The organism is Streptomyces sp. NPDC028907, assembly GCF_055564995.1.
In genome coordinates this window covers 98,463-111,998 of sequence record NZ_JBVHVE010000023.1, presented here as the reverse complement: position 1 = coordinate 111,998, position 13,536 = coordinate 98,463, and the positions used below count along the sequence as shown (strand labels likewise).

The 13,536-nt window shown below is 71.7% G+C and carries 8 protein-coding genes; 4 read left to right on the top strand and 4 right to left on the bottom strand.

Features of this window, described 5'->3' with window-relative positions; genetic code table 11:
* Positions 1-431 precede the first annotated feature (431 nt).
* Positions 432-980: a MarR family winged helix-turn-helix transcriptional regulator gene (locus ACZ4UU_RS42290; protein ID WP_471908753.1), complete on the bottom strand. Its 549-nt coding sequence runs from the start codon at positions 978-980 to the stop codon at positions 432-434.
* 132 nt (positions 981-1,112) lie between these two features.
* Here ACZ4UU_RS42290 and ACZ4UU_RS42285 point away from each other — a divergent pair, with 132 nt between their 5' ends.
* Positions 1,113-2,381 (top strand): MFS transporter, encoded by a 1,269-nt coding sequence (locus ACZ4UU_RS42285; protein ID WP_471908756.1) that lies wholly within the window; start codon positions 1,113-1,115, stop codon positions 2,379-2,381.
* 121 nt (positions 2,382-2,502) lie between these two features.
* On the opposite strand, the gene ACZ4UU_RS42280 is transcribed toward ACZ4UU_RS42285, so the two are convergent.
* Positions 2,503-4,164: an ATP-binding SpoIIE family protein phosphatase gene (locus ACZ4UU_RS42280; RefSeq protein WP_471908752.1), complete on the bottom strand. Its 1,662-nt coding sequence runs from the start codon at positions 4,162-4,164 to the stop codon at positions 2,503-2,505.
* 229 nt (positions 4,165-4,393) lie between these two features.
* The gene (locus tag ACZ4UU_RS42275; protein WP_471908755.1) at positions 4,394-5,773 is read right to left on the bottom strand and encodes an NAD(P)/FAD-dependent oxidoreductase; all 1,380 of its coding nucleotides are present in this window, start codon (positions 5,771-5,773) and stop codon (positions 4,394-4,396) included.
* A 386-nt stretch (positions 5,774-6,159) separates the two neighbouring features.
* Here ACZ4UU_RS42275 and ACZ4UU_RS42270 point away from each other — a divergent pair, with 386 nt between their 5' ends.
* Positions 6,160-6,939: a TetR/AcrR family transcriptional regulator gene (locus ACZ4UU_RS42270; RefSeq protein WP_471908751.1), complete on the top strand. Its 780-nt coding sequence runs from the start codon at positions 6,160-6,162 to the stop codon at positions 6,937-6,939.
* A gap of 310 nt (positions 6,940-7,249) precedes the next feature.
* The gene (locus tag ACZ4UU_RS42265) at positions 7,250-9,223 is read left to right on the top strand and encodes a sigma-70 family RNA polymerase sigma factor (protein WP_471908750.1); all 1,974 of its coding nucleotides are present in this window, start codon (positions 7,250-7,252) and stop codon (positions 9,221-9,223) included.
* A gap of 72 nt (positions 9,224-9,295) precedes the next feature.
* On the opposite strand, the gene ACZ4UU_RS42260 is transcribed toward ACZ4UU_RS42265, so the two are convergent.
* Positions 9,296-11,404 (bottom strand): asparagine synthase-related protein, encoded by a 2,109-nt coding sequence (locus ACZ4UU_RS42260; RefSeq protein WP_471908749.1) that lies wholly within the window; start codon positions 11,402-11,404, stop codon positions 9,296-9,298.
* Positions 11,405-12,105: 701 nt separating this feature from the next.
* Between ACZ4UU_RS42260 and ACZ4UU_RS42255 the strand changes: the two genes are divergently transcribed.
* Positions 12,106-13,530 (top strand): MFS transporter, encoded by a 1,425-nt coding sequence (locus ACZ4UU_RS42255; protein ID WP_471908748.1) that lies wholly within the window; start codon positions 12,106-12,108, stop codon positions 13,528-13,530.
* Positions 13,531-13,536 lie beyond the last annotated feature (6 nt).

The window sequence follows — 13,536 nt, the reverse complement described above, 5'->3', positions numbered from 1 at the left end:
TTCCCTTCGGTCTTGCGTTTCCGACTCTATCAGATCCTTTTCCGATCCGATTTCCTCGGTGCTTTCCAGGTTCCCGCTTCCGCGTTTCCCTTTCCAGCGGTTCCGACTCTATCAGATCCCTTCGGGCCTGACCCCCAGTCAGCGGGGCTTGTCTTCGCAGCCGTTGGGCCGTTCCGACGTCTCAAACCTTAGCGGATCCTCTCGGCGATTCCCAATCGGGCTGCCGAGTCCCAATTCGAATTGAATTCGGGCACGCCGAAATCAACCCCGCAGGGAGATCGTGCTGATGGTTTGGGTTGCCGCTTTCGCGGCGGGAGGTGCTGTCGCAGAACCGTTACGGCTCGGCGGCAACCCGGAGAACCTTACGGATCGGGTCGGGGGCTGTCAAGCACCCCCTGTCAAGATCTTTTCCGGCGATGCCGGGCCCCATGTCAGTCCAGGTCGCTGAGGCGTCCGCCGGCGTCCGGCTGGGCGTGCTCCACCCTGCGGAGCAGACGGGTGAGGACCTCGCCCAGGGTGGTGCGCTCCTCCGCCGAGAGGTCCTGGAGCAGGTCCTCCTCGAAGACCGACGCGAGCCGCATCGCCTCCAGCCACTTCCCCCTGCCCTCGCCGGTGAGCTCGACGATGACACGGACGCGGTTGGACTCGTCACGCTCCCGGGTGACCAGGCCCTCGGCGACCATGCGGTCGATCCGGTGGGTCATGGCGGCCGGGGTGAGGCCGAGGCGCTTGGCGAGGTCGCTGGGGCCCATCCGGTACGGGGCGCCGGAGAGGACCAAGGCCTTGAGGACCTCCCACTCGGCGTTGCTGATGCCGAGCGCGGCGGTCTGGCGGCCGTAGGCAACGTTCATACGGCGGTTCAGGCGGGACAGTGCCGAGACGACCTTCTCCACCTGGGGGTCGAGGTCCTGGAACTCGCGCTGGTACGCGGCGATCTGTTCCTCGAGGGTCGGTTCGCTGATGCCGTGGGTGTCGCCCATGGGCCGAGTATGGCATGGGCTTGCTTGGCGTTGAAGTCCTTCTCTGTGTAGTGTTTAGCTTCGAACTTTAGCTTTGAAGTCTTCAGACCTACATCGAGAGAGGTGAACGTGACCAGGGCGATGGGCGCAGCGATGCGCCGGATCCACGTGGGCAACGCACTCAGCGCGTTCGGGCTCGGCTTCACCGTCCCCTACCTGTACGTCTATGTGGCGCAGGTGCGGGGGCTTGGGGCCATGACGGCGGGGCTCGTCCTCGCCGTCTTCGCCGTGGCGGCGCTGGTCGTACTGCCGTTCGCCGGGCGGGCCATCGTCCGGCGGGGCCCACTGCCGGTGTTGCTCGCCGCCCTGGTCACTGCCGCTCTCGGGGCGCTGAGCCTGGGGCTCGCGGGGAGTGCGGCGGCCGTGCTGCTGTCGGCGGCCGCGCTCGGGGCGGGGCAGGCCGTCATGCAGCCGGCGCTCGCGACGATGATCGTGGACTGCTCCACTGCGGAGACCCGGTCGCGGGCGTTCGCGATGCAGTTCTTTCTGCAGAACCTGGGGCTGGGGGTCGGTGGGCTGATCGGTGGGCATCTCGTCGACGCGACCAGCGTTTCGTCGTTCACTCTGCTCTTCGCCATCGAGGCGGCGATGTTCCTGCTGCTCGTGGTGGTGATGGCGACGGTGCGGATGCCGAGTGCGCCTCGGATCGGTGGCGCACCGGGGGCCGGTGCGGGGAAGGGGAGCTGGAAGCAGTTGCTCCGGAACCGGGCGATGGTGCAGCTGTCTGTGCTGGGCTTCGTGCTGTTCTTTGCCTGCTACGGGCAGTTCGAGTCGGGGTTGAGTGCTTACGGGGTGGAGGCTGCCGGGGTTTCCACGTCTGCGCTGGGGACCGCGTTGGCTGCCAACACCGCGATGATCGTGGTGGCGCAGTTCGCCGTGTTGAAGTTCGTCGAGCGGCGGAGGCGGTCGCGGGTGATCGCGGCTGTGGGGTTGATCTGGGCCGTGGCGTGGGTTGCGGCGGGGTATGCGGGGCTGGGGCACGGGAGCCAGGAGATGGCTACGGCGGCATTCGTCTCTACGTATGCGTTGTTCGGCCTGGGTGAGGCGATGTTGTCGCCGACGGTTGCGCCCCTGGTGGCGGATCTTGCGCCTGAGGGGATGGCTGGGCAGTACAACTCTGTGTTTGCCCTGGTGAAACAGCTTGCGTTGGCTTTGGGGCCGGCTGTGGGTGGGCCTATGGGGGCTGCGTTGCACGGGCCGTATGTGGTGACGTTTCTGTTGTTCTCGTTGGGGATCACATGGCTCGCGGTGCGGTTGGGGCGTGAGTTGACTGCTGTGCAGGATCGGCCGTGGTTGGGGAAGAGTCGGGTGGTGGCGCAGGGGGCTGTGGCTGCTTCCGGGTCGTCTCGGGCGCACGCCTGAGTTTCTCGCCCCCGCCGCCCCTACCCGTCCCATCCCTGAAGGGGCTCCGCCCCTCCGCCCCCTGGACCCCCGCTCCTCAAACGCCGGAGGGGCTGAATATGCGGACGCCGGACGGGCTGGATCAGCCGACAGGGGCCGTCTTCGGGAGTGCGAACTCGCACCACACCGCCTTGCCGCCGCCTGGGGTTCTTCGGGAGCCCCAGGCTGAGGAGATGGAGGCGACGATGGCGATGCCTCGGCCGGACTCGTCGGCTGGTTCTGCTCGGCGGCGGCGGGGGAGGTGGTCGTCGCCGTCCGTCACCTCGATGATCAGGCGGCGGTCGGTGCGGCGGAGGCGGAGGCGCATGGGTGGGGTGCCGTGTTGGAGGGAGTTGGCGACCAGTTCGCTGGCGGCCAGGACGCCCAGGTCGTGGAGGTCCGGCGGGAAGCGCCAGCTGGTGAGGACGCCGGAGGCGAAGGCCCGCGCGCGGGGGGCTGCCTCGATGCCGCCGAGGAGTTCCAGGGCGGCGTTGCGGAAGAGGTCGCTGTCGGGGCCGGTGCGGGCGGGGTGCTGGAGGACCAGGACCGCCACGTCGTCGTCGTGGTCCGCTGTCACGCCCGCGCTTCGGACCAGACGGTCGCAGACGACCTGGGGGGTGCCGGTGGCGCCGGCCAGGGCTCGTTCGAGGGAGGCGATGCCCTCGTCCAGGTCCTCGTCGCGGCGTTCCACCAGGCCGTCGGTGTAGAGGACCGCCGTGGAGCCGGGGCTCAGGGCGATCGAGCCGGACGTGTGCATCCAGCCGCCGGTGCCGAGGGGCGGGCCGGTGGGTTCGTCGGCGCGTTGGACGTCGCCGTTCTCGTCGCGGACGAGGATGGGGAGGTGGCCGGCGGAGGCGTAGACGAGGCGGCCCTCGTTCGGGTCGTGGACGGCGTAGACGCAGGTGGCGATCTGGTTGGCGTCGATCTCCGTCGCCAGGCCGTCCAGGAGTTGCAGGACCTCGTGCGGGGGGAGGTCCAGGCGGGCGTAGGCCCGCACCGCCGTGCGGAGCTGGCCCATCACCGCGGCCGCTCGTACTCCTCTGCCCATGACGTCGCCGATCACGAGTGCCGTGCGTCCGCCGCCGAGGGTGATCACGTCGTACCAGTCGCCGCCGACCGCGGCCTCCGTGCCGCCGGGGTGGTAGGTGGCGGCGATGCGCAGGTCGTCCGGTTCTTCGAGCTCCTGGGGGAGGAGGGAGCGCTGGAGGGTGACGGCCGTTTCGCGTTGGCGGCGTTCGCTGGCGCGGAGGCGTTCGGCTGCCTCCGCGTGGTCGGTGACGTCCGTGGCGAAGACGAGGACGCCGCCGTCGCCTTCCGCGACGGGGGTGCAGGTGAACGTGTAGGAGCGGCCGTCGGGGGCCTTGCGGGACTTGAGGGTGCGGGGCTTGCCGCTGCGCAGGACCTGGTCGAGGAGGGGGAGCAGGCCCAGTTCGGCCAGTTCGGGGAGGGCCTCGCGGGCAGGTTCGCCCGGGGGGCGTACGCCGAAGGCCGCCACGTACGCGTCGTTGACGTAGGCCAGCCGGTGGTCGGTGCCGTGGACCAGGGCGACCAGGGCCGGGACTCGGTCCAGGACCTCACGGACCGGGAGTTCGTCCACGGCTGGGATCGGTCTGGCCTCGTCGGTGAGGTGTTCGGCGCGGGCCGCGGGAACGGCGCCCGGGCTCTCTCCTCTGCGGTCCTGGGTGACCGCCGCAGCGGGTTCGGTCCGCGCTGCGGCGCGGCGCTGCGTTCCGGGGAGCCGGGCGCTCCAGCGCGTGAAGTTCACGAATCCTTGCCTCGTGTCGTCGTCTTCGGCCAGCTCCGGACCCGGCCTGGGGTCTGAGGGGTGGCACCAGCACCCCCGGGTTGCAGCACTGTGGGGAGAGCCTTGTGGGTCGTAGGGCGGGCGGGTGCCCGTCCAGGGTCGGGATCGGTTCGGGATCAGTCTGGCAGTGTGGCCGAGCAGGCCGACACCCGTCAGACGCCTGCCCCGTCGGTGGAGTTCCTGGGTCCGGTCAGGACGACCCCTTCGGGTCGTCTTCCGGCTTGAGGTGATGCTTTCCACCGGCCGCGAGTTCGAACTCCGCTCGGGGATGTTCGAGTGAACCGAGGGAGACGACCTCCCTCTTGAAGAGTCCCGAGAGGGTCCATTCGGCCAGGACACGGGCCTTGCGGTTGAAGGTCGGCACCCTGCTGAGGTGGTAGACGCGGTGCATGAACCAGGCAGCGTAGCCCTTGAGCTTGCGTCCGTAGACCTGTGCGACGCCCTGGTGGAAGCCGAGGGAGGCGACCGAACCGGCGTACTTGTGGGCGTACGTCTCCAGGGGTTCGCCGCGCAGGGCGTGGACGATGTTGTCGCCGAGGACCTTCGCCTGGCGCAGGGCGTGCTGGGCGTTGGGGGCGCACTCCTTGCCGGGTTCGTCCGCGGTGACGTCGGGGACGGCGGCCGCGTCTCCCGCGGCCCACGCGTGCGTGGTGCCCTCGATCGTCAGTTCGGGAGTGCACCTCAGCCTGCCGCGCTCATTGAGTGGCAGGTCGGTCGCGGCGAGGATCGGGTGCGGCTTGACGCCGGCCGTCCACACGACCGTACGGGTCGGGAAGCGGGCGCCGTCGCTGAGCACGGCGACGCGGTCGGCGCAGGACTCCAGGCGGGTGTGCAGCCGTACGTCGATGTTGCGGCGGCGCAGTTCGGTGACGGTGTAGCGGCCCATGTCCTCGCCGACCTCGGGCAGGATGCGGTCCGAGGCCTCGACGAGGATCCACTTCATGTCCTCGGGGCCGACGTTGTGGTAGTAGCGCGTGGCGTAGCGGGCCATGTCCTCGAGTTCGCCGAGCGCCTCCACGCCCGCGTAGCCGCCGCCGACGAAGACGAAGGTGAGGGCCGCGTCGCGGATCGCGGGGTCGCGGGTGGAGGAGGCGATGTCCATCTGCTCGATGACGTGGTTGCGCAGGCCGATGGCCTCCTCGACGGTCTTGAAGCCGATGGCGTGGTCGGCGAGGCCGGGGATGGGGAGGGTGCGCGCGATGGAGCCGGGGGCGAGGACGAGCTCGTCGTAGGAGAGCTGTTCGCTGCCCGTGCCCTCCTCCTCGGAGGCGAGGGTGGTCAGGGTCGCCGTGCGCTTGGCGTGGTCGATGGCGGTGGCCTCGCCGATGATCACCCGGCACCGGGGCAGGACGCGGCGCAGCGGTACGACCACATGGCGCGGGGAGATCGAGCCGGCGGCCGCTTCGGGGAGGAACGGCTGATAGGTCATGTACGGGTCGGGAGTGACCACGGTGATCTCGGCTTCGTCCCGGCCCAGTTCCTGTTTCAGTCTCCGCTGGAGACGCAGGGCCGTGTACATCCCGACGTAGCCGCCGCCGACAACGAGAATGCGCGCACGTTCCTTCACCATCCCATGACGCACCCGGCGCTTGCGTTTGTCCACAGGCTCGACAATTTGTGTGACCGGAGGCCGTCGGCGGCGCGGTTTGGCCGAATTGCCGGAGTGCGCGGAAAGTCCGCAGGTCAATGGGTGTGCGCCGGGGGATCGCAGGTGGCGCAATCAGGGCGTAAACGCCTCGTACTCCGATCGAGGGGCGCTCCGCGCGGAACCGGCCCCTTCTGAATTGACTCCCTCTCAACTATGTTCGTGTGTCGACGGGGTGTAGGGGGATGCGCTCATCGGGTCCGTGAGTCACACAGGGCGGGCCTGTTTGTCCGGGCTTGTTCCGCGACGCTCCGGCTTTGCAATGACGGGGAGAGTCTCCGGGGGGAGACGTCATTACCGGGGGATCGCTTATGCATGTTCAGGATTCACGTTGGTCTTCCGCATCCGCCATCACATCGGGCGGCGGGGCGGTGGGCGGCCCGATCGGCGCGGCCGCGGGCAACGGACGCGGGGACACCTCGCGTACGACGCCGCTGCGCGTGGACGCACAGCGCAATCTGGAGCACGTGCTGCGTGCGGCGCGCGAGGTCTTCGGCGAGCTGGGGTACGGCGCGCCGATGGAGGACGTGGCGCGGCGCGCGCGGGTCGGCGTCGGCACGGTGTACCGGCGCTTCCCGAGCAAGGACGTCCTGGTGCGGCGGATAGCCGAGGAGGAGACGTCCCGGCTGACCGACCAGGCACGTGCCGCGCTCGGCCAGGAGGACGAGCCGTGGTCGGCGCTCTCGCGCTTCCTGCGCACGTCGGTGGCCTCGGGCGCGGGCCGGCTGCTGCCGCCGCAGGTGCTGCGGGTCGGGGTCGAGGACGGCGTCGTACTCGACGAGGCCCGGGTGCCGCCGCAGCGGGTGCAGCCGGGCACCGGCGAGCTGCGGCTGGTGCCCGAGCAGTCGTCGGCGGGCGCGGTCGACGTGGTGGACGACGCGGGCGCTGCGGCGCTGCTCGACGTGGTGGGCCAGCTCGTGGAGCGGGCGCGCGCGGCGGGCGAGCTGCGGGCCGACGTCTCGGTGTCGGACGTCCTGCTGGTGATCGCCACGGCGGCGCCCTCGCTGCCGGACGCGGCACAGCAGGCGGCGGCCTCGGCGCGGTTGCTCGACATCCTGCTGGAGGGGTTGCGGTCGCGCCCCCAGGCGTGACCCGGCCCGGGTGAGGCCGTGCCGTCGACTGGTGCGTGATGCGATGGGGTGACGGCGAGGCGGGGTGCTGGACCGGCCCTCGCCTCGAACACCGTCACCGAACATACCGGGCAGGCCGCGATGCGGTGCTCAACTCCCGCCCGGCAGGCGCTGCTTGAGTCTTCCCCGTACGGGCGGGGGCCAGTACTACGCTGTGGGAAGTCCCCACGGACGAGTGGATGTCCGTACGGGTGGGTCCTGATCAAAAGCCAATATGGCACCCTGACCCGGTGTCCGGGACTTGTAGAGCTGGCAGCGGGGGCTTTCCGCGATGAGCGTAGACGGGTGGGACGAGTCACGCGGTGACGACGACTCGGCGACTCCGCAGGTGCCGAGTCAGGGCGGACGGGCGGACCTGCCACCCGGCGCCGACCCCCTGGAGGGCCGCATCCCGGGCCGTGCGGAAGGTCGTCCGGACGGGCGCGCGGAGGGCAGCGTCCCGGCACAGCGCGACCGGCGCGAGGACAGCACACTGCCACTGCCGCGCGAGATGCCTCCGCCCCGCGAGATGCCGCCGTCCGACGCCGATCTGATCGCACGGATGCGCTCCGGTGACGACACCGCCTACGAGGAGCTGTACCGGCGCCACGCCGAGGCGGTGCGCCGGTACGCGCGCACCTGCTGCCGCGACGCCCACACCGCGGACGACCTGACGGCCGAGGTCTTCGCCCGCATGCTCCAGGCGGTACGCGGCGGCTCCGGTCCCGAGCACGCCGTACGCGCCTATCTGCTCACCTCGATCCGCCGGGCCGCGGCGGACTGGACGAAGTCGGCGCGGCGCGAGCAGCTGGTCGACGACTTCGCGGTGTTCGCCGCGCAGTCCGCGCGGGTCTCCGAAGTGTCCGACGACGACACGCTCGACCTGGGCGCCGACGTACGGGCGATGCACGAGGCCGAGCAGTCCATGGCCATGCAGGCCTTCCGGTCGCTGCCGGAGCGCTGGCAGGCCGTGCTCTGGCACACCGAGATCGAGGACGAGTCGCCGAGCGAGGTCGCCACGCTCTTCGGACTCGACGCCAACGGCACGCGCGTGCTCGCCAGCCGCGCCCGCGAGGGACTCAAGCAGGCCTACCTCCAGGCCCACGTCAGCGCCAGCCTCGCCGGCGACGAGGAGTGCGCCCGGCACGCCGACCGGCTCGGCGCCTACGCCCGCGGCAGTCTGCGCACGCGCGCCGAGCGGGGCCTGCGCAAGCACCTGGAGGAGTGCGCCAAGTGCCGGCTGGCCGCGGGCCAGATCCAGGAGGTCGCCGGCGGTATTCCCGCAGTCGTGCCGGTCGCGGTCATCGGCTGGTTCGGCGCCGCCGGGTACGCCAAGGCGGCCGGGCTCATCGCCGGGGGTGCCGGGGTCGGCGCGGCCGGTGCCGCGGGGGCGGCCTCGGCGGCGGGCGGCGGTTCCTCGGGCGGGGCGAGCTCCGGGGGCGGTGCGGCGGCCTCCGAGGGGCTGGGCGCGCCGGTGAAGGCCGGTATCGCGGCCGGGGTGGTGGCCGTGGGTGTGGTGGCGGCGATCGTGCTCGCGCTGGCCGGCAACGAGAGACCGGCCGACAGGACCGACGCCAAGCAGCCCCCCGTCCCCTCCCCCATCGTCGAGGAGACGCCGACTCCCACGCCGCCGGAGCCGTCGGAACCGGAGCCCGCGCCGAAGGAGCCCTCGCCACGGCCGCCGGCGATCGAACCGGCCTCCGAACCCACCCCTTCCCCGACGCCCACGCGTACGCCCAGTCCGACACCCACGCCCTCCCCGAAACCGACCCCGACACCCACACCGACACCGACGCCCACCCCCACGCCTCCTCCCCCGCCCCCGCCCACCCCGGTCGTCTACCAGTGGAGCCAGCTGTCGTACGACCTCACCGGCGACGGCACCGCGCCCGAGATGCGGCTCCACGGCAGCAGCTGGGTGTGGCAGCGGTACGGCGTGCCGATCGGCGACGAGCGGTACGCGCACGGCGTCACCGTGCACGGCCGGTCCTCCGTCACCATCGACCTCAACCGGGAGTGCTCCGCCTACGACGCGATGGTCGGCGTCGACGACTCGACCCTGGGGCTCGGCGCGTTCTCCTTCTCGGTCTACGCCGACGGCGTCCGGCTGTGGCGGTCCGGAGCGCTCAAGGGCGGGGACCCGGCCGTACCCGTCCATGTGAACCTCGCCGGGCGCGAGACCGTCCGGCTGGTGGTCGAGCCGCACAGCACCTTCGACACACTGCTGCTGGCGGACTGGGCGGAGTCGAAGTTCAGCTGCGTGTAGGGACGTTCAGAGGGGTCGCGGTGCCAAAGGCGTCCGCTCGGAAGCAGCAGGCCGGTCGGCGGCGTGGTGGCCTCAGACGCCCGACGGGCTGGAGTGGCTGATCCCCGTTCCCAGTGCGCCGCGCTGTGGCTTGATGCCCGCTGGTACTGCCCGTTGACGGGCGGGGGTGCCGGTCCAGCAGGTGCCTCGGCGGGCCAGTAGGCGGTGCAGCCAGAGTTCCAGGGAGACGAGGTCGGCGAGGCCGTCGAGGGGGAGCGGTTCGCCTTCGGCGGCGGCACGGAGGGCCTTGCGGACGACTCGGGCCTCGACCAGGCCTGCCTGGGCGAGGAGAGGGGTGCCGAAGAGGGCCATCAGGGGGTCGGCCGACAACCGGATGCCGGTGCGTGCCGCCGCTGCCGCGGGGGCGTGGGACGGGGCGCCCCAGCCGGGTGGGAGGTCGGCGACCCCGGCGCCCTCCAGGACCGTGCGGAGGATGGCGGCGCGGGCGCCGGGCTGGACGCGCAGGGCCTCGGGAAGCGTGCGGCACGCGCGTACTACCTGGTTGTCGAGGAACGGGGTGTGCAGACGCTGGGAGCGGATCTCGGCGGCCTGTTCCAGGACTCGGATGTCCGCGGCGTAGCGGGCGAGGGCGGCACGCGCGCGGTAGTCGCCGGGGCGTTGGCCGGGGCCCACTCCGTTGCGGCTCGTCGCGGCTTGCAGGCGAACCGATACTTCAGCCAGGGCCTCGCCGGTCAGCCAGCGGGCCGCGGGGCCCGGTCTGGCCCAGGTGAGGGCGGCGAGCGACGCCCCTACGGCACCTCCGGGTTCGTCGAAGCGGCGGTCCATCAGACGGGCGGCGAGGGACTCCACTCCCGTCCGGTACGGCGTACGGGCCAGCTTTCTCGCCGCGCCGTACACGCGCGCGGGGACCAGCACCGAGCCGTCCGCCTTCGCCAGCGCCGCGACGGGGCGGACCAGATGGCGGCGTTTGCGGTCCATCAGGAGGTCGGCCAGGCGGGCCGGGTGGGCGTCCAGGACCTGGCGGGCGCCGTAGCCCGTGAAGTGGTCAGCGCTGCCGGCGGCGAGGCGGGCGCGGTGTCGCGCCGCCATCACCAGGCTCGGGCCCGGCTCGTCCGTCAGAGGGCCCTCCAGGTCGGCGTACGGCAGTGTCTCCTCGCCGCCCGTGACCACCACGTGGTGCAGGCGGGGGTTGGCCGCGAGGTTCCCGGCCCGCTCCAGCTCGGCCTCGCGGCCGCCCACCGCGAGGTCGTTGAAGGTGACCGCCAGGAGGCGCTCCCCCGCTCCCGTGCCGTGGCCCAGGACCGTGCCCGGCATCCCGGGGAGGCCGGCCGCGAGCAGCGCCAGGGTGCCTGACGCGGGACCGCCGGACAGGTCCGCGCCGATGCCCGGTACCGGCATCCCGCGCGCGGCACGCCGTTCGGCGGGGCCCATGCCCGGGACCGGGCCGGGGTCTATGTCGGCGCCGGGGACATGGCGGGGCGCGGACAGACGCGCGCGTACCGCCTCGACCAGGGCGTCCCGGACGGCGTCCACCGCGCTGTCCGGGTCCGCTGCGGGCGCCGCGACCGCCAGTGAGGCGACCGGCTCGTACCCGGCGATCTCGCGCGCCCCGGTGCGCAGGATCAGCGCATGCCCCGGCGGAATGCGCCGTACGCCGTCGTACGGGGTGGAGTCGTGCAGGGCGGCCGGCACGTCGGGGGCGGCCAGCAGCGCGGCGAGGTGGCCGAAGTCGAGGTTGGCCTCGATGAGGTCGGCGAGGGGGAGCGCGGCGGTCGCGTAGGCCGTACCGCCCGCCCAGGGGGTGTAGAACACCGGCCGCGCACCCGCCAGATCGCCGCACACCGTGACCCGGCGGCCGACCTGGACGACGGCCGTGTAGCTGCCGGACCAGGCCGTCAGATGCCGAAGTGCGCCTCCGCGCGCGGCGAACAGGCCGAGGCGCAGCTGTTCGTCACTCGCGCCGCAGGTGCCGAGGACCGCGATCCTGTTCTGCGCGTCGGCCTTGACCACGCGCACCTCGTCCGGGCGCCAGTCGCCGACGGCCCACAGCGGATCGGGGTCGCCCCATAGGAGTTGGGAGCCGACCGGGTGCACGGTCTCGCCGTCGCTTCCGGTGGCCCCCGCGGAGCCGATACCGGCGGCCACCGCGGTGGTGCTGCTCCATCCCACCAACCACCGCATCGCCGCCTCCACAGGCTGTGGACAACCAGTGCACCGTACGAACCGGTCACCATGCTGCCATGAAGGACGCGCGCCGGAGCGGCGGCGGAGCCGCTCGAGATCCCGGATTTGTCAGCGCGTGAAGGCCGTCGCGCGATCCGAACACCCGGACGAGGCAATGGGATCGGCCAGCGACGGCGACTCGAATGCGCCCCCGATGCGCTCCCCGAAAACGCCCTTCGCGCCCTCAAGTCCCATGGTCGGAGCGGCAATTACCGGGGCGAGGCGGGGTCGGTTTTCAGCCAAATCGGCGACGCGAGGACAGGCTCACGCACACTCCGCGCAATCCCCGCGCGCTACTCGGTGTGCTCGCGGTGCGCGCAGTCCGGGGAACGGTGTACGCCCCCCGGACCGTTCCGCCGCCCGCGGGGATGTAGGCGGCGGAATCCCCCAGCCCACTGGATCCAGTACAGCGGGCCGACCCACGCATGAGCCATGGAACCGCTCCCCCGGTGGCTGGAGAAGAGCGCACGGGCGGGCGCACGGCCACACAGCGGGAGCACGTCACAACTGTGCGTATGGGGCGCGCACTTGAGTACGGGCCACAATCCCGCCATCCGGAAGAATGCCCCTTAACGCTTGGGATGCGGCGAACTACGCTGGGTTTACGAATGCCGCGTGGTTATGCCAGCGCGGCAGCCGTCTGTGTCGAGGGGTGGCGCATGTCCAGGGAGCAACGCGGGCCGAACGAAAAACTCGGCGCCGTTCTCGCCCTCGCGGGAATCAGCAACGCAGGACTCGCCCGACGCGTCAACGACCTTGGCGCTCAGCGGGGCCTGACTCTTCGCTACGACAAGACGTCGGTGGCGCGCTGGGTGTCGAAGGGCATGGTGCCGCAAGGTGCCGCCCCGCACCTCATCGCCGCCGCGATCGGCCAGAAGCTGGGCCGCCCGGTGCCGCTCCACGAGATCGGCCTGGCGGACGCGGACCCCGCACCCGAAGTGGGCCTCGCCTTCCCCCGGGACGTCGGACAGGCGGTGAAGTCGGCGACCGAGCTCTACCGTCTCGACCTCGCCGGGCGGCGCGCCGGCTCCGGCGGCATCTGGCAGTCGCTGGCCGGTTCGTTCGCAGTAAGCGCATACGCAACGCCCGCCTCACGGTGGCTGATAACTCCGGCCGACAGTTCGGTGGCGCGCGAGGTGAACTCCGCCGAGGGCTCCGGCGCACCGCTCAAAGTCGGCCACAGCGATGTGCAGAAGCTGCGGGAGGCCGCCGAGGACGCCAGGCGCTGGGACTCCAAGTACGGAGGCGGCGACTGGCGTTCGTCCATGGTGCCCGAGTGCTTACGGGTGGAGGCGGCGCCGCTGCTGCTCGGCTCGTACTCCGACGAGGTGGGCCGGGCGCTGTTCGGTGCCTCGGCCGAACTCACCCGTCTCGCCGGGTGGATGGCCTTCGACACCGGGCAACAGGAGGCCGCCCAGCGCTACTACATCCAGGCGCTGCGGCTCGCCCGCGCGGCGGCCGACGTACCCCTCGGCGGGTACGTGCTGGCGTCGATGTCGCTCCAGGCGACCTACCGGGGCTTCGGCGACGAGGGCGTCGACCTCGCGCAGGCCGCGCTGGAACGCAACCGGGGGCTGGCCACGGCCCGCACCATGAGCTTCTTCCGTCTCGTCGAGGCACGCGCACACGCGCGCGCTGGTGACGCACAGGCCGCCGGCGCGGCGCTGAAGGCGGCGGAAGGCTGGCTGGAGCGGTCCCGGGAGGGCGACAACGACCCGATTTGGCTCGGCTTCTACTCCTACGACCGCTTCGCCGCGGACGCCGCCGAGTGCTATCGCGACCTGAAGGCACCACGTCAGGTACGGCGGTTCACGGAACAGGCGCTGTCGAAGCCGACGGAGGAGTTCGTGCGCTCGCACGGACTGCGACTGGTCGTCTCGGCGGTGGCCGAGCTGGAGTCGGGCAACCTCGACGCGGCCTGCGAGCAGGGCGTGCGGGCGGTCGAGGTCGCGGGGCGGATATCGTCCGCGCGCACCACGGAGTACGTGAAGGACCTGCTGCACCGCCTGGAGCCGTACGGCGACGAACCGCGGGTGGTCGAGCTTCGGGAACGTGCACGGCCGCTGCTGATGGCTCCGGCGTAGGCGGCC